Source organism: Pseudomonas sp. PSE1(2024) (genome assembly GCF_050990555.1).
GTDB classification, from domain to species: Bacteria; Pseudomonadota; Gammaproteobacteria; order Pseudomonadales; family Pseudomonadaceae; genus Aquipseudomonas; species Aquipseudomonas aphyarum.
Window position 1 is genome coordinate 6,102,722 of record NZ_CP158967.1, and the last position, 18,950, is coordinate 6,121,671.

General features: G+C 54.9%; 20 protein-coding genes, 1 pseudogene and 1 riboswitch. Of the genes and pseudogenes, 4 read left to right on the forward strand and 17 right to left on the reverse strand.

Going from position 1 to position 18,950, the window contains the following annotated elements:
* Nucleotides 1-27: 27 nt before the first annotated feature.
* Together ABTV87_RS27815 and ABTV87_RS27820 are read left to right on the forward strand one after the other, a co-directional pair.
* Entirely contained in the window at nt 28-363 is a 336-nt protein-coding gene (locus ABTV87_RS27815) for an ArsR/SmtB family transcription factor (RefSeq protein ID WP_433898673.1), read from the forward strand.
* 37 nt (nt 364-400) lie between these two features.
* Entirely contained in the window at nt 401-1,486 is a 1,086-nt protein-coding gene (locus tag ABTV87_RS27820; RefSeq protein ID WP_433898674.1) for a flavin-containing monooxygenase, read from the forward strand.
* Between the two features lie 400 nt (nt 1,487-1,886).
* On the opposite strand, the gene ppa is transcribed toward ABTV87_RS27820, so the two are convergent.
* The 8 genes from ppa to ABTV87_RS27860 all read right to left on the reverse strand — a co-directional run bounded on the left by ppa (nt 1,887) and on the right by ABTV87_RS27860 (nt 6,470).
* Nucleotides 1,887-2,432 carry an inorganic diphosphatase gene (ppa, locus tag ABTV87_RS27825; RefSeq protein ID WP_392489200.1) on the reverse strand — a complete coding sequence of 182 codons (546 nt, stop codon included), beginning with the start codon at nt 2,430-2,432 and terminating at the stop codon, nt 1,887-1,889.
* Between the two features lie 2 nt (nt 2,433-2,434).
* The gene (locus ABTV87_RS27830; RefSeq protein ID WP_433898675.1) at nt 2,435-2,788 is read right to left on the reverse strand and encodes a DUF190 domain-containing protein; all 354 of its coding nucleotides are present in this window, start codon (nt 2,786-2,788) and stop codon (nt 2,435-2,437) included.
* Between the two features lie 10 nt (nt 2,789-2,798).
* Nucleotides 2,799-3,182, reverse strand: coding sequence for a fluoride efflux transporter CrcB (crcB, locus tag ABTV87_RS27835; protein WP_392489201.1), 384 nt, complete (start codon nt 3,180-3,182; stop codon nt 2,799-2,801).
* A gap of 142 nt (nt 3,183-3,324) precedes the next feature.
* Nucleotides 3,325-3,386: riboswitch (Fluoride riboswitch) on the reverse strand.
* A 249-nt stretch (nt 3,387-3,635) separates the two neighbouring features.
* On the reverse strand, nt 3,636-3,902 hold the full coding sequence (locus ABTV87_RS27840) for an antitoxin Xre/MbcA/ParS toxin-binding domain-containing protein (protein ID WP_392489202.1): 267 nt from the start codon (nt 3,900-3,902) through the stop codon (nt 3,636-3,638).
* Nucleotides 3,903-4,036: 134 nt separating this feature from the next.
* Nucleotides 4,037-4,666, reverse strand: coding sequence for an HAD family hydrolase (locus ABTV87_RS27845; protein ID WP_433898676.1), 630 nt, complete (start codon nt 4,664-4,666; stop codon nt 4,037-4,039).
* An 80-nt stretch (nt 4,667-4,746) separates the two neighbouring features.
* Nucleotides 4,747-5,244: a hypothetical protein gene (locus ABTV87_RS27850; protein WP_392489204.1), complete on the reverse strand. Its 498-nt coding sequence runs from the start codon at nt 5,242-5,244 to the stop codon at nt 4,747-4,749.
* Between the two features lie 97 nt (nt 5,245-5,341).
* Nucleotides 5,342-5,659, reverse strand: coding sequence for a hypothetical protein (locus tag ABTV87_RS27855; protein ID WP_392489205.1), 318 nt, complete (start codon nt 5,657-5,659; stop codon nt 5,342-5,344).
* Between the two features lie 76 nt (nt 5,660-5,735).
* Nucleotides 5,736-6,470 (reverse strand): metallophosphoesterase, encoded by a 735-nt coding sequence (locus ABTV87_RS27860; RefSeq protein WP_433898677.1) that lies wholly within the window; start codon nt 6,468-6,470, stop codon nt 5,736-5,738.
* Between the two features lie 104 nt (nt 6,471-6,574).
* Here ABTV87_RS27860 and ABTV87_RS27865 point away from each other — a divergent pair, with 104 nt between their 5' ends.
* On the forward strand, nt 6,575-7,132 hold the full coding sequence (locus ABTV87_RS27865) for a helix-turn-helix domain-containing protein (protein ID WP_433898678.1): 558 nt from the start codon (nt 6,575-6,577) through the stop codon (nt 7,130-7,132).
* A 52-nt stretch (nt 7,133-7,184) separates the two neighbouring features.
* Here the strand turns inward: ABTV87_RS27865 and ABTV87_RS27870 are convergent, their stop codons facing one another.
* The 9 genes and pseudogenes from ABTV87_RS27870 to ABTV87_RS27910 form a co-directional block, all read right to left on the reverse strand.
* On the reverse strand, nt 7,185-8,381 hold the full coding sequence (locus tag ABTV87_RS27870; RefSeq protein ID WP_433898679.1) for a hypothetical protein: 1,197 nt from the start codon (nt 8,379-8,381) through the stop codon (nt 7,185-7,187).
* A 133-nt stretch (nt 8,382-8,514) separates the two neighbouring features.
* Nucleotides 8,515-9,348, reverse strand: coding sequence for a thymidylate synthase (locus ABTV87_RS27875; protein WP_433898680.1), 834 nt, complete (start codon nt 9,346-9,348; stop codon nt 8,515-8,517).
* On the reverse strand, nt 9,345-9,851 hold the full coding sequence (locus ABTV87_RS27880; RefSeq protein ID WP_433898681.1) for a hypothetical protein: 507 nt from the start codon (nt 9,849-9,851) through the stop codon (nt 9,345-9,347). Before ABTV87_RS27880 ends, ABTV87_RS27875 begins: the two co-directional genes overlap by 4 nt.
* Nucleotides 9,848-11,929: a tyrosine-type recombinase/integrase gene (locus ABTV87_RS27885; RefSeq protein ID WP_433898682.1), complete on the reverse strand. Its 2,082-nt coding sequence runs from the start codon at nt 11,927-11,929 to the stop codon at nt 9,848-9,850. The genes ABTV87_RS27880 and ABTV87_RS27885 overlap by 4 nt, the downstream gene beginning before the upstream one ends.
* Entirely contained in the window at nt 11,926-14,274 is a 2,349-nt protein-coding gene (locus ABTV87_RS27890) for a site-specific integrase (RefSeq protein WP_433898683.1), read from the reverse strand. Before ABTV87_RS27890 ends, ABTV87_RS27885 begins: the two co-directional genes overlap by 4 nt.
* Nucleotides 14,271-15,518, reverse strand: coding sequence for a tyrosine-type recombinase/integrase (locus ABTV87_RS27895; protein ID WP_433898684.1), 1,248 nt, complete (start codon nt 15,516-15,518; stop codon nt 14,271-14,273). The genes ABTV87_RS27890 and ABTV87_RS27895 overlap by 4 nt, the downstream gene beginning before the upstream one ends.
* Nucleotides 15,519-15,644: 126 nt before the next feature.
* Nucleotides 15,645-16,313 (reverse strand): annotated as a pseudogene (locus tag ABTV87_RS27900) (thymidylate synthase); the annotation flags it as partial.
* A 50-nt stretch (nt 16,314-16,363) separates the two neighbouring features.
* A complete protein-coding gene (gene lgt, locus ABTV87_RS27905; RefSeq protein ID WP_007953463.1) occupies nt 16,364-17,179 on the reverse strand; it encodes a prolipoprotein diacylglyceryl transferase in 816 nt (271 codons plus the stop codon).
* A 96-nt stretch (nt 17,180-17,275) separates the two neighbouring features.
* A complete protein-coding gene (locus ABTV87_RS27910) occupies nt 17,276-18,058 on the reverse strand; it encodes a sulfite exporter TauE/SafE family protein (protein ID WP_433898685.1) in 783 nt (260 codons plus the stop codon).
* Nucleotides 18,059-18,189: 131 nt separating this feature from the next.
* Here ABTV87_RS27910 and ABTV87_RS27915 point away from each other — a divergent pair, with 131 nt between their 5' ends.
* A complete protein-coding gene (locus ABTV87_RS27915; RefSeq protein WP_433898686.1) occupies nt 18,190-18,936 on the forward strand; it encodes an NRDE family protein in 747 nt (248 codons plus the stop codon).
* Nucleotides 18,937-18,950 lie beyond the last annotated feature (14 nt).

Sequence of the window (18,950 nt, forward strand, 5' to 3'; positions counted from 1 at the left end):
ACATATAGTTGTTACATGAATATATCAATGAACCGAACCCAGGCGATCGAGGCTGCCATCGAATCGCTAGACGGCGCATTCTTCAAAGCTCTGTGCGAGCCGCCGCGTATCGCAGTGCTGAAGCGCGTCATGCTACTAGGCCGTGCTGATATCACTGAAATTGCGGCTGACTTGCCACAAGAGCGTTCGGTTGTGTCTCGCCACCTCCAGGTGCTACTAGAGGCGGGGATTGTTCGAGCCACTAAGGTAGGGCGCCAGACGTTCTATGAAGTGGACGGCCCAGCGATTATCAAACGCCTAGAGGCCATCCTCGTCCACACCAAAAGCATCGCCCCGCAGTGCTGTCCAGGCAAAAAGGACTAATCCTTCTTCGCATAAATACGTGCATGAGTGCGCACATATGAACATAATAAATGAAATGCTCGATGTTATTGTCATTGGTGCTGGCCAAGCAGGGCTGGCGACCGGCTGGCACCTGAAGCAGCACGGCCTCAATTTCTGCATTTTTGATGAGCAATCGCAGCCTGGTGGAAACTGGCGTAATTACTACGATAGCCTTGAATTGTTCTCGCCAGCTGCATATTCCTCTCTTCCGGGGCGTCCTTTTCCTGGAGCAGCAGGCCACTACCCTTCTCGGGATGAAGTAGTGCGTTATCTGGAAGGTTATGCCGACTTCTTCCGGTTACCTATCCTCCAAGGGATTAGGGTCGCGAACGTAGCTCAGGAAGGCGAACGATTTGAGATCACTGCAACGAACGGACAACGCTTTTGGGCGAGAGCGGTGGTCGTGGCCTCAGGAGCCTTCAGTCGTCCCTACATACCCGACATCCCTGGGCTCAAAAGCTTCAGCGGCACTCAGCTTCACAGTGCTCATTATCGGAATGCAGAAGCATTCAGTGGGCAACGCATCGTCGTAGTTGGGGCCGCTAACTCCGCTGTACAAATCGCTTACGATTTATCCAAAGTTGCAACAGTGACCCTGGCTACGCGAGAGGCGATTCGCTTCGCGCCAAAGCGGATACTAGGAGCAGATTTTCATACCTGGCTGAAATGGACAGGGCTAGAGAAAACCAAGTGGCTAAACGATCAAAGCACACCTGTACTGGACAACGGTACGTACAGAAAGGCTCTGAAATCTGGACACGTCAATCAAGCAGCAATGTTCGCCGAGGTCACTTCAACAGGCGTTATTTGGGCCGAAGGGCAGCATGAAACCGTTGATAGCCTTATTTTTGCCACCGGCTTTCGTCCGAACCTGCAGTTTCTCCAAGGTCTTCCAGTAATAGATGACCGGGGAAGCGTGGCGCAGCGCGACGGGCGGGCTGCTTACGTCCCAGGCTTGTACTTTGTAGGCTTGCCCAAACAACGCAACTTCGCCTCTGCAACCTTACGAGGCGTGGGGCCTGACGCCGAACACATACTTCCGTACCTGCTAAAGCGAGTTCGTAAGTTGGAAGCCGCCCCTACGCTCGTGACGCAAAACTAAGCAGCTGGCGTCCGAAAAAACAAGAGTCCGTAGCTAGTGAAAAACCTAGAAAGCAGCCAACGACCTATCAACCGATTCAAGCTTGTGTGGGCATTAGGCATCGCACAAATCCTTGCTTGGAGTTCGACCTATTACCTGCCAGCAGTTCTTGCAACACCAATCACCAAAGAAACAGGATGGTCAGTTACGAGCGTAGTGATTGGATTGTCTTGGGGACTGCTGGTCGCAGGGGCTTGCTCGCCCATGGTGGGACGATGGATCGATCAAAGTGGGGGACGCCCCGTGTTGGCAGCTAGCTCGTTATTTTTGGCGATGGGTACCCGCCTGCCGACACAGCGGGCGAGTGAGATTACTGAGCTACTCCCGCATAAGTGGAGTCACATCTAACAGTCCAGATTTTCTAGTGAGACACCAGGCATTTTGGAACGTAGGCTGCTACTGACCTGCGGATTTCTTCCCTAGCCTCATCTGCGCTACCCCAGCGCCCCATCTTCACCCACTTACCCGGTTCCAACGCCTTGTAGTTCTCAAAGAAATGCTGGATCTGCGCAAGCAGAAGTGCGGGAAGGTCTTCGCACTCCTTGATATCGCTGTACATCGAGCTGAGTTTGTCATGAGGAACAGCGATTACTTTGGCATCGGCGCCTGCTTCGTCTGTCATGTACATCACGCCAACCGGACGACTGCGAATGACAACGCCAGTAGAGACCGGATAAGGGCAGACCACCAGTACGTCCAGTGGATCGCCATCATCGCTTAGCGTGTTCGGAATAAACCCGTAGTTGGCCGGATAGAACATTGGTGTGCTGAGGAAGCGGTCGACGAAGAGCTGCCCACTTGGCTTGTCCACTTCGTATTTGATCGGAGAGTGGTTTGCAGGAATCTCGATAACGGTGAAAAAGTCATCGGGGATCGCGTTACCAGCTGGAATGTCCGTATAGCTCATGTTCACAGCTCCGAAGCTTTGGAAGGGGCTGCGCTGGAAGGTGTTTTCCCAAGTGTGCCCATCTCGATTGGCGTCTTGGTGAAAAACACCGATATTTCCTCACAGTCCAGTCGCTCGAATAACCGCTCTGCCTCATCCTCCGTGATTGCCAAGCGAATCTCCGTGGGTTGATCAGCCAGCTCAAAAAAGTGCGATGAGTGTAGTTTCCCAGTGTGTCCAAAACCTTCGATTCCAGTACATAGCGTGGCACCGCGCAGCCCCATTTCCTTAGCTACGTCGACGATCCATTCGCCAAGCATCTTTCCTTGATAACGACGGTTTTGTTGGGTGAAGAAAACGACCATATAACCTTTCATTTTAATCTCCTCAGCGAGTACCAATCATTTGGTAGGACAATAGTCCGGCAGCGGTCATCGCTAACGAACCTACGACGTGCAATGAAATTGAGCCGAGCGCCCACAGCAATCTCCCTTCTTGGATTAGGGCAACTGTTTCGGCTGAAAAGGTGGAAAAGGTGGTAAGTCCCCCACAAAAACCCGTGATGATTAGCAGGCGCCATTCGGGGCTTAAGGAGGGAGATGCGGCCAAGAACGCGATGGCTAGGCCGATGATGTACCCCCCGACCATGTTCGCCACCACAGTACCTGGGGGAATTGTCGGGAAGAGTGCGTTGAGCTTCACGCCCAGGAGCCAGCGCAACCAAGCACCAAGTGATGCACCGATGGCGATAACTAATAGTGATTTCAGCATGGCTGCAATTCTCCTCTGGGCTGGTAGAGCCGAGGAGGTGCTGATAATCGCAGATTGCGATAGAGAGCTGATATGAGATTTGGAGTCAAGATCCTGTCCTAAATTAGGGGACAGGGAGGCACACCTACGCACCCTGTCCAGGGTTTACGTAGGCATCATCAGCACGAGGCGGTTTCAAGGAGGAATGCCATCTCCTGAGAAGATCCTATAGCAACAGTACCGATAACTTCAACCTCCACGCACCGAAATCAGTGCGGCCTATAGGGACGCTGTCTCTACTGTCATAGTGACCTGAGCCTACCCCAGCGACCTCAATGGAAATTCGAAAATAGGTACATCGGAATTCCAATCCAGTTGTTCAAAACGGGTTCGGCAGACGCTTACCTATAAATCGCATAGCTTCTGGGATGGCGACCACTAACTCGATAGAGAGCAACAACAGGCTAAATGGGATTAGGCACATATGCCGTGATCAAGCCGCATAATCTCGTCATGGATAATTGTGAATCCCATAGGTGTGCACAGCACCCTGCAGGGTGTCTGACGGCCTAAACCTACTACAGATCTTACAAGCCATCGCTGCGCCTTCTTTCGGCTTCCAAACACTTCCAGCGCGATTGAGAAGACCTGCTCGTAACGCGTCTGAAAACAGCGATGCCTAGCACTCCAGCAGCCGATCGGGGAGCGAACGCATCGCCCGACAATCCTAAGCTCATTCATGCTTCACCCTCTGGTGATACTGGTCTGATCGCCCCTCGTACTCTGTGCAGGGGGCATCCCGGCAGGGCCACCTCGTGGCGCGGCCCTTTAGCTCAGACGCAACGCTTACCATCGAATTGAAGATCGGCTCGTGGCTACATATCGCTCAGCACTGATCGTGCAAAATGGGAAAGATTGGAAGCGCCGTCTCCACTCCTACGCAACAGGTAACCCTTGATACCCACCTGGCCAGGCCCATCCCGATCACACCTTTCTGAGTCGCCAATCATGACGATCCGTCTCTGACCACGGAGCTCATTTTCTGGCTGGACATTAAGTAGATCGCAGGTGTACTGGTAGATGGCGGCTTGCGGTTTCATAACACCAACGCGATAGCTGAAACCATAGGCCCCAAGGTGCGGGAAAATTCTTTCCACTACGGGGCCGTAGGCCATGGCCAGGTTGGAGCATACGGCCAGTCTCAATCCTGCATCTTGCAGTAGCCCAACGGCCTCAACCGCGTCTGGATATGCCCGAATGCTACCCAACTCCTCCTCTAAGCATTGATCTAGAAATGCGAGTTGGGAGGGAGAGATCTTGATACCAAAGTGCAGCGCAGCGTCACTTAAGGAAAGGCAACGAGTCATGATCGTTCGAATGTCATCAGCGCAAGGCAGGCGGCCTTGGCGTCGCCCCTCTCGAAGCAACTGTCGAAACGGGTGTGTCGGCTGCCGTATCTCTACAAGCGTTCCGAAGGCGTCAAAGATTACAGCACGGGCCTTCATCTGAGTTTCCTTCGCTGGCCAGCGCCCACAAGACAGCAAACCACTTTAACGAGGATCTAGTTCAACAGCCAGAAACTAAGCTATCGAAGGGTAACGCCAAATTTTGAAAAATCATCCACCAGCGTTTTTCGACCCAGCATTTTCGGAAGCTTGAAGACGTTCCTGTACCCATACCACAAAAACATCGGAATAATGACAAGCCCAACGCCAAAGGTGGCCGTTGCGGCAATAAGCCCAGCTGGGAACGCTGCTAGCGATATAACCACACCCTTTATCAAAGTCGACCTTGCAATAATCCGCAGATCATCTAAGTCGCACTCAACTTTCCCACCAGCCTTCTCAAAAGCGACAACAATTATCGATTTCTTTGAGGCATGCTTATAGTACCAAGTTCGCGGAACATCAGTCGCCAAAGCACCATGTTTCGCTAGATACTTCAGCATCACAACCTCTTTGAAATAGAGCGTAGCGCCGTGCTCATCTTCATATCTAACACGTCGATAGAGAGCGTCTAGATCACCGCTCGCTTGAGCATCATAGTTCTTAACAGTCAATGTCAACTTTTTTAAATCGGACATGCTTCTTCCCTTAAACACACATTAACCATTAGCGAATTTGATGACGCCCGGATCGATGAAGCAGGCAGAGATAGCGTCCTTGACGACGCGAGGGCACTCAAGCAGCGACAGGCAATCGGCTGACCATGACGTAATGATCGTTGCCTGACACTGTCCGCAATAACGCCATGCCCTCGACCTCCGCTATCACCTCACTAGGGGGTGTGACAATTGTCATCCCATCAACCAGTTGCCCTGAAAGATCGCCATACACGTACGCAACGAAACGATCACCAACTTCAGCCGCATCTACCAGATACGCGTCCACTAGCGCACCCCAATCATGGGCCTGCGCAACCGCCAACTTGGCTGACACCAAACTGGGCAATCGTATTCCGCCCTCAGCCATCCAGTCCTGGGAATTCAGACAACTCATGGATTCTCCATCACGTTCGAATTTGAAACCTACTCACTTACTGAAAATGCCAACTTTTAGGCAGCCCTATCAGGCGTTAGATATTTATAACGAGGTCTGGCCGAAAGCCAGTCTCTTCATTGGGATAACCACGAGGATTACTCACAAACCGGACGCCATTAACAACCTCATCCACAGCTTCGTGGGTATGGCCAAAGATCCATAGATCGATCTTGAAATCCATCAGGCCATCCCAATTGTTGCCATAGGCTGCTCGCAGGTGAGGATCGGCTCCTTGGTCACTCACGAACTTCATAAGGGGCGGATGGTGAGTCACAACTACACGTTTTCCGTTGAATGGCAGCGACAGCTGAGCTTCTAACCACTCCTTCGTTTTCCGGTTTCTCGCGATCAGATCATCAGGGCGCAAACGCCGATACTGTTCACCGACACGGATAGCGCGAAAGTCATTCAGTGAGTTACGAGCACACCAAGAAGCAGCAACTGTGTCGCCGGTCGCGGCCAAGCTTGTCCAAGCCGTAGCACAGAGAAACTGCACATCACCGAGCTCTAAAACCTGATTTTCCAAGACGTGGACGTGCTCCTCAGCAGCGTCAAGCAGCTTGCTGTGGGTTCGATCTATATTCCCGCTGTAGTGCTCATGATTGCCCAGGGCATATACGACAGGCGTGCCGAAGGTCAGGCTGGCCCATCTGGCCCCCCTGGACTTTACGTGGATGTCGCCGGCTAATACGACCACGTCACAGTCCACCACCGGGGGAACGAAATCAGCGAACTCACAATGCAGATCGGACAGTATATGAAGCTTCATCCTCGGCCCACTGACTACGATTTTCCAATTAATTGATCATCATCTGGGTCGTTACGATGCCGACGGCGCCAGCACAGCTGTGATCAGTGGGGCCACGATAAACGATGAGCGCCATTATTGCCAGTATTCGATATTTATTGGCGGTCAGCGCTGTGGCCCTATTCTTCGTTTTGAGCGCCTCCAGCATGCAGAACGAGATAGCAGCGGTAGTCCGAGCTCTGCGCGACCTGCAAGGATCTGCCCAGGAAGAGCTGGCCGAGATCAGTTCCCAAGCCAATCTGTCGCGATTGGAGCAAGGGAAAACGCAGGTCTCTTTGGTCAAGCTGAGCAAGATCGCGCTGACCCTAGATTTCGACCTCGTGGCTCTGGTCGCGCTGTGTCAGGCTCTCCAAGATGGGTCATCACCTATCGATGTCATGGCGAAGGCTTCGAAGGATCTGGAGAGCTTCATAGCCCTAGGAGGCTTACAGGGCCTAAAGAAGCACTGGGACGCTGGTGAAGGGCTGGTAAAGCGCACGCGAGGCAAACCCAGCAGCCCAGATCGAATCCGAGCTGTGCTGGAGCTCAAGGCCTGTGGTATGTCGAAGGCGGAGGTGAGTCGAGCGCTGGGGTTGCCTGAAGCGACTGTCAGGCGTTACTGGCTCAAAGAGCTGCCTAGTTAGAAGGGAGTTGTCGAGGTCACAGGCGATAAGCTCTCCACCTGCCCGAGTCGATTTAACGGGGCGGCAGATCCGTGAAGCGCAGCCTAGGATAAATCCGCCTTTCCTCAGCGCATTTGGATATCTGGAAGAACGCTGAAAGCAGTGCATCTTCCGAAGGACAGTGGCGGGTCATGACCTCAAACTCGTTGTAATCGAACGCGAGGACACGGACACCTACCTCATCCATGAATTTCAAAATCATGGTGCTGTACTCATCATAGTTGTCGATAAAAAACTCTTTGACCACTACAACCCCCACCAGGGGGCGCGCAGCAAGATCAATGTCCAACGGCGTGCCGTCTACAAGCGCCAAGGCTGGATTTCCTTCTCGCCTGATCGTTGAAATAGCGCCACGTAGTTGCTGAAGGCCATTCTTCAACTGCCCTATGGCCTTCTTTCGCTTTCTCTCAAGCGTTGTGTTCAACATCGCTGGTGTATTGGGACTGTCCTTCGCCTGCAGCAGCACAGTCACTTCGTCGCCCATAACCACTACGTCAGCCAGCTCTTCGCCATCGGACACCTTCAAGGGCCCATGGACGAGCCGCTCGGACGCGTATGCACGCTGGAGTAGATAGATAATATCCAGCTCCTGAAAGGTACCGGGCTCAGTGCGCTCCAACTGTGTGTTGGAGAAGCCTTTGGAGCCTCGAAAGTCCTGGCGGGTAAGATCGGTGATGAAATAGTCGGAAGGGAACAGATCCTCCTGAAGAAACACTGTTGTGGCACGAGCGTCGTCCTCATAGGTGGTGAGGCTAAACCATATGTCCGCTTGCTCATACATCTCGGGCCAGTGGTCTGCTCCAATGTGGCTGAGTGTACCGAGTTCCTTTCGGAGCTGACCGAGCTCGGCCTGGGCCTTACAGCTGAACAGCTCACGGTTGTGCTCGTCGAAAAAGCACACACTGAACTCGTCAGGGAAACTCTGCAGTGCCTCGGTGAGTGGGTCACCAGGGATGAGTGGGGTTTTGATCAACAGTGGGCATTGTGGGTCATCAAAGCAGGCAGTGAGAAGCGTAAGCCCCATTGTTTCGCCTGCCTTGTATGGCGCGAGGTAAAGCTTCAATTCACGTCTTTGCTGAGCGGCCAGAATCAGCTCTTTCCCTGCCTTGATTACCAGTACGAAGCCTTCTGGGCCCTCAACGATCCACAATCCACGGGCTAAAACAGCGACTTGCTGAAGCGCCTGTGGCTTCATGATCGTGAGGTACATGGGAGTTCCTTGGCGGTTGCCTGATTACATCCTGCATGACCTGAAGCCTAAAGCGATGAGTGTAGGCCTGGTTTTGCCATTCAACACCCGCATCCTGGCCGACCAAGATTTGGCTAGCCAGGCATCGATTCAGTTAAATCGATACAGGAGCGGGGATATGAGGATGTGGGTCATAGCCCACAATCTCAAAGTCTTCAAACTTATAGTCGTAGATGCTCTCTGGCTTACGCTTGAATACCAACTTGGGCAGAGGACGAGGCTCCCGAGTAAGTTGCAGTTTTACTTGTTCAATATGATTCAAGTAAATATGTGCATCACCCATGGTGACTACAACTTCGCCAACGCCCAAATCACACTGCTGTGCCAACATATGAGTTAAAAAACTAACTCCAGCCAAATTATAGGGATTCCCAAGCAATAGATCTGACGACCGAATATATAGATGCGCCGACAACTTATTGTTGGCTACATAGAATTGATAGAGCAAATGGCACGGTGGCAATGCCATCTTCCCATTACGTGCATTTTCTTGTGGGCTCACCGACTCATCGGGAAGGTACTCGACGTTCCACCCGTGGAAGAGAATGCGACGGCTATTCGGGTTCGTCTTGAGTGTGTTGACGACGTAGTCGATCTGATTGATGGTCTTGCCGTCCTGGGTAGGCCAGGCCGTCCACTGCTTGCCGTAGATCGGGCCGAGGTCACCGTCTTCAGTCGCCCATTCATCCCAGATACTGACACCGTGCTCCTTGAGCCATTTGGTGTTGGTGTCACCGTTCAGGAACCAGATCATCTCGTTGATGATGCTCTTGTAATGCAGCTTCTTGGTGGTGAGGAGCGGAAAGCCATCCTCCAGGTTGTGGCGGAATTGGCGACCAAAGACACTCAGCGTGCCTGTGCCGGTGCGATCGCCTTTCTCGACGCCATTCTCTAGCACGTCGGCCAGCAAATCGTGGTACATCTTCATTTCGGTTCCTCAATGTTCGCGCTGACCAAATCCAGCGCGTCACGCAATTTCAAAATTTCAGTCTCTTGCTCTTTGATCTTCTTACGCAGCTCATCTGCGACCTGAACGTAGTAGTCCCTAGACTCGCGGACAGTGTCCAATCTCTTATCGAGCGTTGCACAAGAGTTCTCAGATTCCTGATACCTATTGAACCAATAAAGCACTTCCACTCGACTCTTTTCAAGGCGTTGCATGAGAATCGTCTTGGGATCCTGCTTTTTCTCAGCCTTGACCCTCTGAGCGAGCACTGCAATGCGGCGGTTGTCCTTGATCGCCTCAAGCCGCTGCGCCGGGAAGTCACGCTGCCGGATAGTGTTGCGATGAATGCCGGTGATGCGGCTAAGCTCCGCCATCGTCGGCTTCAAATTCGGATCAGAGGCAATCTGCATAAGCCCCTGAGCCAGCAGCTCAGTGTTCCGGTCGTAGTCCAGCTTATTCTTGGCATCAAACGCCTGGCCTGTCATACCTCAACCTCTTCACCCAGATGTTCCAGCACACCCTTGGCCTCCTCCATCGCCGCCCTCAACTCTTCCTCCGAACCTGCAGAATTCGGAGAGCTCAACGCCAAGCTGTTCTGCACATAGATTTCCCGCCATTTCGGGGCATGAGCCTTGGTCACCACGGCGTTTTTGCAGCGGTTCGGGTTGCAACGCAGCGATCCGATGCAGGGCAGAGACTCGTCAAATACCTCGCGCTGACCACCGTAGCAGAAGCCTTGCCCCACGTTGATGATCGCCATGCGTTTCTTGGCCATCTGGGCGATGATTTGCTCTTTGGTGTAGCCAGCCGCCATGTACCCGCTGAACACCTTCTTCATCCGCTCCTTATGGCTCTCTGCATTGGGGCCGGCGTAGTTCCCGTCAGGATCGCAATAGCTCTGGATGTACTCCTCCTCTGCCATTTGCGTCGGCGTCTTGCTAGACGAACGCCCGCCTTTGGACAAGATCTCAGCGATCGCTCCGTACCCAAGCGTGACAGCACTGAACGCTTTGTTCTGGCCAGCACTACCGATGAGGTCACCAAAGTGCTTCAACTGGTGAGAGATGAACGGAAGCCCAAGCTCAGCCCTGGCCATCTGGTAAGCCAGGGTGTGTCGCAACGTGTAAGGCGAGAATTCCAGCGCCTCGAACTCCTCGTCCGTCAGAATATCCTCGAAGAAAGCTTTGAACTGGTGAGTGATTCCAAGCGAGGACATCGAGTTTGGTTCGGCGTCCTGCGCGACAGTATCCACATTGGAGAACAGGTAAGGGTTCTGCTTTACCTTCGCGATAAGGCAAGCTGCACGAATAGCGTCACGCACAATTGGGATCGCGATCCATTTGTCGTCGAACAGCTTGGCCAAGCCTTGGCGATGTTTGATCACATTGCTGATCAGCAACCAGTAGTCGCTCTCTTGCTCCATGCATGACTCGACCATGATCTCGGAGAGCTCTGAGGGCCTCATACCGGTGTACTGCGCCACGAGATAGCAGGCACTGTACGAGACGAAATTGATGTACCTGCGGAAATCATCGTCCAGTTTGGAATCTGAGAGCTTGAGTAACGTTTCGGTCGCCTTAAAATCATGTCGACCAGAGCCAGATTGGAACGTAGATGGAATGCAGCCAAAAGCTGCGGACAGTGCATTCGCCATCGCACCGGAGTCATAGCCTTTTCTCCGCAGCCTAAGCGCTACGTACAACTCGAAATTGTAACGCGACAGTTCTTGAGCGTTGGCCAACGAGTAGCCGCTAGCGTTTTGGCGGGTAAGGGCTACCAAGTCATCTACAGGCTCCCCTAGAGTGCTTAGGAAATCGACGACTGCGAACGACGCCTCGCGGGAAGCCTTCTCGAACACATCGTTTGGCAAAATACGGTATGTGCGCTCGGAATCAGGGACGTGCTTGATTACCTTGGCCCAGGCGAGCGATTCCAGCTGAACGTAAGGCAGTGGCTCTTCGAAAATCTGCTCCTCGAAAAATGGCGACCTGACCAAGGTAAAGAACTTCTTGAGATCAGGGCCAAAGGCGTAGGGATGAACGAGCGCTGCCTCCCGGTACATGCCCGCGTCGAAGTACGTCAGACCATGGTGTCCAACCTCGAAGAACTCATCCGTCATCAGCTGACGCGCCTGACCTGACATCGTATCCAGAAAGCTCAATCCAGCCTTCATGCATGAAATGGCGGTGTTGGCCTTGATGTTCCTTGGGGAGGCAAACGAGCGCGTTGCCGCTGGCATCTTCAGCCAGCAATACAGGGCCACCTTGACCTCCAAGACCGCCGACTGGTTGAGCAATGGATACGATTCAAAATTGAGCCGTAGTTTGGCTCCTTGGACGTTCCTGGCGGCGTTCGGATGATCTTCATTGAAGTCCCAGACGGCGTCGCCCAAGACTGATGTCTTACTGACAGGCAGCGCCATCAGCGCTTGGTACCAAGAGAGGGCTTCCATCGACACAGGGGTCGGATCGGCAACGTTCTTGTGCAACTCAAGCAGCAGGGTGTGAGCAGCTGTACGCCACTGTTTGTACGCAGCAAGTTCAGGGATCAGGGCATGGTTCACAGCGTTACTCCCTCGGTCAGAATGCTGACCTGCAGGTTTTCAGAGAGACGCTCAGCCTTGGTCAGCTCTTCTGCGGAAAAGTCCGAAGTATCAGGATCTAGAAGATTGTTGAGCACATCAAGGTTGTCCAGGATGACGGCTCCGTAGGGTGTATCGAGCACCCGGTTGACCTCAATTATCCTTTGATAGTCGCGCCGCATGGCAAAGAGCTCTGGCAGGTGCGATACCGTGATAATGCTGTTGCTGCATGAAAGGCACATGTTGAAAAGCGTGCAGGGCTTGCTGGGGTCGTAGCTTGCCAAAGCCTTGATGAATGCTGGTGGATCAAAGACGTTCATGCAGGTCGCCAGGCCAGAACGCAGCGGCATAGCTTCAGGCGCGGACTCGATAGTCGTGGTCGGGATGAGCTTCGGAGCCTCCTCCAACGTGTCTTGCTGCATTTCATGGAGAACCTTGTTCAACATTCGGCGCGCCATGGGGTTGAAGTCCATCTGATCCAGATAGGCCATGGTGGTGCTCAGGTTCTTATGCCCCAGTAGCACCTGAATCTCACGCGGAGAGACGCCGCGCTCGATCAGCTCGCTCACGAAGCTTGGTCGGAAACGTGACGGTGAGAGCGTGAGAGGATTGCCATCTTCGTCAAGCAGCCCGTGATCCTGAGAGAACTTATCCAGAGTCTTCTTGAGCTGGTTGGCACCTGAGTTCTCAAAGGAATCTACAACCCCGTATTTCCTGGGAGAGCTTGAGCGGTAGATGAAGAGCTTGTTCTGAGCCTCGACAGGCGCATTCAAGCGGATCTCACGGGTCAGATGCGTCACATCGTCAAAGATCTGTTTGACCACACGGCCTTGAGAGGTGGTCAGCCAAGAGATTTCCGCATGGAAAATATCAAGATGAAGCATCTTCGCGCCTTCAGAACGCTCTTTCCAATACAGCAGGCAAGGTCGATCAGTTAAATCATGGCGCTCGATGAAATCATTCAGCTCCAGTCCCAGCAGCGAGTCAGCGTTCATACCGGTGACCTGGGCAAGTCGAGCGATGTATGGCGCAATGACTCGACCATCAACCTGATACTGCACGCCCCAGCTTTTATAAACCTCGAAGATCGAAATTGACGAAGTCGAAATAATCGACATAAACGCCCGTTGATAGGGGTCGTTTTTATCAACGGATTCGAAGTTCAGGGGCTTGCAGTCGAGTTTGTTCTCAAAAATCCACCGCGCGTTATCGAGAGTGTTAAAGCCCCGGCGTACTCTTCCGTCAGGGTTCAGCGGATCTTCCCCTACCTCGCTTGGAACGTAAGGCTGGGCCAAGCGATTGGTTTCCTCAATCTCTTGCTCAATGGCCTGCGAAATGCGGTTTCGCACGGCCTGGGGGTAAGGCTTGTACTGGTCAGTCTCACGTTCAGTATCAAACCCTGCAGCGCCGACGAAACTGGTCAGCCCTAGGCCCTCGATCTGGACTGCACGGGCCATCATCTTCCGAGCCGAGCTCATCAGGGTGCTGCTGTGGCTGGTCGACAGTGAACGCTCAAGAATCTTGTCCTGGAGATATCCCCTGAACTTGGGGAGGGAATACGGGGTTACCAACTCCCGGATATCCTCCAAGCCTGTGTAGTTGGCCTCCGTGAGATAGGCTCGGTAGTATTTGAAAGCTTCGATGAAATTGTTTTGACCAGAAGTGCTACTGCTCTTCATTGATGAAGCGCTGAAGAGGTGCAGCAAGTGCTGGAAGGGACGCTCCGCTTCCGGGCTTGCGAGGTCAGACAGGCGATGGATGCGGACTGAGCGCAAAGCGTTGAAGACGTCCCGCAATGACTCAGTCTTTTCGACTACCGTCTTCGAGGCGATACGCTGCTCGACGGTTTGGTAGTTCGGATCAAGAACACCAAGTCTGCGAAGATCATCGAGAATCCCCTCAAACGTGATCCGCACCAGTTCGAAGCTCGCCCTCGCTGCTTTAAGACCCGCCAGCTCGGGGATCTCGCTCATGAAACCACGATCCCTGATGGTATTGGCAGTCACTGGAATCGCCAGCTTCTCCTCCATAGACATGCCTTCGTACCAGGCAAGCAGCCTACGGCGCCAATCGCAGGCAGTGGGCGGATGACCAGGAACAATAATCCCTTCAGCGCGCATCGCATCGAAGATCGGCTCAAAGCTTGAGGCACGTTTCGAGATCGTTGCGGGGTTTAGATTGGTTTGTTCGATGGCGTATTTAGGAGCCACCGCCAATACGCCCCCCCTGCTCAGACATACCTTCAGCAACGACTCCCGATCATCAGTGGCGCGAGCCACAAATGACTCAATGACGGCGTCTGCCTGAGCGCTAGTCAACCGACTCATTTCATATCTCCCGCATCAATTTTCAAGCGCGTCTGTTGGGAAAGCTCAGCCATCTCGCCTGCTTTCGTCTTGGTCTCGGTTCCGGGGCGTACGAGCTTCTGGTAGAGGTCGTAGGGGATCTGGGTATAGGTTTCCGACGTGCTGAGACGCGAGTGACCCAGCGTCTTCTGCACGGTCACTAGCCGGTCAAGGTAATCACTACCAATGTCTGGCGTCCTCAACAGGGCATAGGCGTTCCCGTGCCTCAACTTGTGGGGAGAGATCATCCTGTCGATTTTCAGCAGGTTCAGCGCTCGCTCGGACGTACGCTCCAAGAGCTTGGAGATCGAACGAGGGGTGTACTCACCCCCCTCCGCATTCAGGAAAGCAGGGGTGTTCTCAGCCCCCTTGAATTGACGCTTAGTCATTTTGTACAGCGGCGAAGCATGGTACTTCTTGATGCGCAGCAGCGTGGCGCGGCTGACCAACGTCTGGCGGGGCTTGAAGGAGTCGGCAGGGCCTTTGCTTCCATCAATGTGCAGCGGGCAGTAGTCCGCATTCACCGGCTCCGAGACGCCAGGCGAGATGAACAGTGTGTCCTGGAATCGAAGGGCATCATCGATGGCCTTGAGCGTGACTCGCGGGACTTCTGAGCGGCGCACGCCTGCGTCGTACATGAACTGGAGCAAGCAACGTTCACGCTCACTCTGCGTAGCCAGGATGAGCTCTCTGAGATTATTCAGGGAACAGGCCACCACCAAGTTCTTGTTAGGACGGGGAGATAGGTACCCGGCAGTGTAAGGGTTAGGCGCGGTACGAGGTGCGGGTACGTCGTCCACTCCCCGACATAGAGAATCGTTGAAAAACGCCATCAAAGACGAATCGCGGTTGCGCACCGTCTTCTTGGAAAGGCCTTCTGCCTCGCGCAAGTGAGCGAAGTACTCCTCGATCACGTGGGTGCGGATTTCCAAGAACGCTGAGTCACGCTCGCAATCACGAAACTCACGGCGGTTCATCAGGTATTTGCAGGTGTACCCGAGGTTGCGACCATAGGTGATAGCCGTCTGCTGGGATATATCGGCTTCCCGGAGCGCGTAGGATAGGTAACCCGAAATCAAAGGCATGAGGCGCTCATCATCATCAAAGACGGCTGTCCCTGTGACGTTCACAGCTTCATGAAATTGGAGTTCTTCGGATGAGTCGTCCCGCCTAGTTGGGGACTCTCTGAAATCTAGGGGTTTGCCCTTTATTGCGATGACCTTCACTGCTTCCGTTCTCCTCAAAGCGGCCCGTACTATACACAATGTGCATTTCGTACCGGGGCACAATAAATGAGCTTGGAAGGTAGAGCTTTACTACGCAGCCATTGCGTAATGTGCGGATTCTTCGCGGGGGTATAAAAGACCCAGGTCGTTGGAGCGGATGTAGAGGGTCAGAGAGATCTCTTTGGTCTCGACATTCGGGTGGAACTGGTACAGCAGATGGCACGGCGGCAAGGCCATTTCATCGAGCTGGGCGCAGTTCCAGCCGTGGAACAGGATACGGCGGCTGCCCGGGTCCTTGATGATCGTGTCGATGCACTGGCGTACCTGATCGATGGCTTTGTACAAGACCACATAGGCCTGGCCGTCTTCTTCGCCCTGGGCAATCTGCTTGTAGCCGTTGCTCAAGGTTTGTTCGATGGCGGCGGTGTTGCTCAACGGGATCTGCTTGTACGCCGGCCATTTGCGCCATTGCACGCCGTAGATTTCGCCGAGGTCGTCTTCGCCCTGACGGAACGGATTCGCCAGCCACTGCGCGTTTTCGTTGGCGTTCTGATCCCAGACCTTGCAGCCCAGCGCACGGAATTCCGCAGCGCTGTTCACGCCACGCAGAAAGCCGCACATCTCGCCGATGGCCGATTTGAAGGCCATCTTGCGGGTGGTGATCGCCGGGAAACCTTCCTGCAGATCGAAGCGCAGCATGGCGCCCGGAAAGCTGATGGTGTTCACGCCGGTACGGTTGGCCTGTTTGGTGCCGTTGTTGATGACGTGCGACACCAGATCGAGATATTGCTTCATGAGTTACCTGTGTCCTTGAGCCCCGGCAAACGGCGCCGGGGTTCGAATATTTAAGCTGTCGGTGCAACCGGCGCCGCCGGGGCGCGGTGGTAGGCCAGCCAGATCAGGAACAACCCGCCGATGATCATCGGTACGCAGAGTACCTGACCCATGGTCAGCCAGTTCCAGGCCAGATAGCCCAGTTGCGCGTCCGGCACGCGGACGAATTCGACGATGAAACGGAAGATGCCATAGAACAGCGCGAACATGCCCGAGACCGCCATGGTCGGCCGCGGCTTGCGCGAGAACAGCCAGAGGATCAGGAACAGCGCCACGCCTTCCAGTGCGAACTGATACAGCTGCGACGGGTGACGCGGCAGTTGCGCCGGGTCGCTGAACGGCGGAAACACCATGGCCCACGGCACGTCGGTGGCCTTGCCCCACAGCTCGGCGTTGATGAAGTTGCCGATACGCCCGGCGCCCAGACCGATCGGCACCATCGGCGCGACAAAGTCCATCAGCTGGAAGAATGACTTGCCGTTACGCTTGCCGAACCACAGCGCGGCCAGCATCACGCCGATGAAACCGCCATGGAACGACATGCCGCCCTTCCACACTTCGAAAATCAGCGTCGGGTTGGCGATGTAGGCACTCAGGTCGTAGAACAGCACATAGCCCAGACGCCCGCCGACAATCACCCCCATCGACAGCCAGAACACCAGGTCGGACAGCTTTTCCTTGGTCCAGGTCGGGTCGAAACGGTTGAGCCGGCGCGATGCCAGCAGCCACGCGCCGCCGATGCCGACCAGGTACATCAGGCCGTACCAGTGGATTTTCAGCGGACCGATGGCCAAAGCCACCGGATCGATCTGCGGGTAAGGCAGCATTGCGACTCCTCGTTAGCATTCAAATCTTCAAAAATTCCCGGGCGACGCTGTCACCTCAGGATTAAGCCAGGATTGCGACCGGCCAAAACAGACGGCTCAGAACAGAAAGCTCAGGCCCACGCAAAACAGCAAAGCCGCGAACAGCCGTTTCAGCAACTTCGACGACAACCTGTGCGCCAGCCGCGCGCCAAGACGGGCGAACACCATGCTGGTCAGGGCAATGCCCAGCAGCGCCGGCAAATACACAAAACCGAGACTATGGGCCGGCAGCAACGGATCATGCCAGCCCAGAATCATGAAACTTATTGCACTGGCGACAGCGATTGGCAGGCCACAGGCCGACGATGTCGCCACCGCCTGCTGCATCGGCACGCTGCGCCAGGTCAGGAACGGCACGGTCAGCGAGCCGCCGCCAATCCCGAAAATCGCCGAGGCCCAGCCGATCACACTGCCGGCCATGGTCAGACCGAGCTTGCCGGGCACCGTTCGGCTGGCCTTGGGTTTGACGTCCAGCGCCAGCTGCGCCGCGATCACCAGGGCGAACACACCGATGATCTTTTGCAGGTTGGGCCCGGAGATCGCTTCGGCGGTCAGCGCCCCGAAGCCTGCACCGAGCAGAATCCCGACGGTCATCCACTTGAAGATCGGCCAGCGCACGGCGCCGCGTCGATGATGCTCGCGCACCGCATTGACCGAGGTGAAGATGATCGTCGCCAGCGAGGTGCCGACCGCAAGGTGGGTCAGGATCGACGGATCGAAGCCCTGCAAGGTGAAACTGAACACCAGCACCGGGACGATGATGATCCCGCCGCCCACCCCGAACAGCCCGGCCAGTACGCCCGCACAGGCGCCCAGCGCCAGATAGAGCAGAAATTCCATGACTGCCTCCCAAGGCGCGTCCCCAAAACCGGAGCGGCATGGTAACGGATGGATACCCTTCGGCTCCACTGGCGATGGATGCACGGACGATGTCTGCGTAGAGTGGGCAAAAAACACACAAGGACCACCTTATGTGCCTGATTGTTTTCGCCTGGCGACCGGGGCATGCCCAGCCGCTGATCGTCGCGGCCAACCGCGACGAATTCTACGCCCGGCCCAGCTTGCCGCTGGGGCAGTGGGCCGAGTCGACGCACGTTCACGCCGGTCGCGATCTTGAGGCCGGGGGTACCTGGCTCGGTCTTGGTGCCAACGGTCGTTTTGCGGCGCTGACCAACATTCGCGATCCCCATCAGCCGCCGGCGCGACGCTCTCGGGGCGAGCTGGTGGCGGGTTTTCTGACCGGAAACCTGTCGATCGATGACTACTTGTCCGATGTTGTCGCCCGTTCGCCGGAATATGCCGGGTTCAACCTGCTGCTGGGCAATGCCAACGAGCTGTGGCACTTCAATGCGCGGTCTTCGGAACCGGTGATGCTGCAGCCCGGCGTTTATGGACTGTCCAACGCCGGGCTGGATACGCCGTGGCCGAAACTGCTCAAGGCCAAGGCGGCATTGAGTGCGGTGCTGGATGATCCGCAGCCCGAGCGGTTGTTGGCGTTGTTGGGGGATGCGCAAACGGCGCCGTTTGCTGATTTGCCGGACACCGGCGTGGGCCTGGCGACCGAGTCGTTGTTGTCGAGTGTGTTTATTGCCAGCCAGAGCTATGGGACTCGGGCGAGTACGGCGTTGATTGTGCAGGCGGACGGGACGCGGCGGATGGTGGAGCGCAGTTTCGGGCCGTATGGCGGGCATCTGGGGGAAGTGGAGATCAACCTATGAAGATCGCAGCCCAA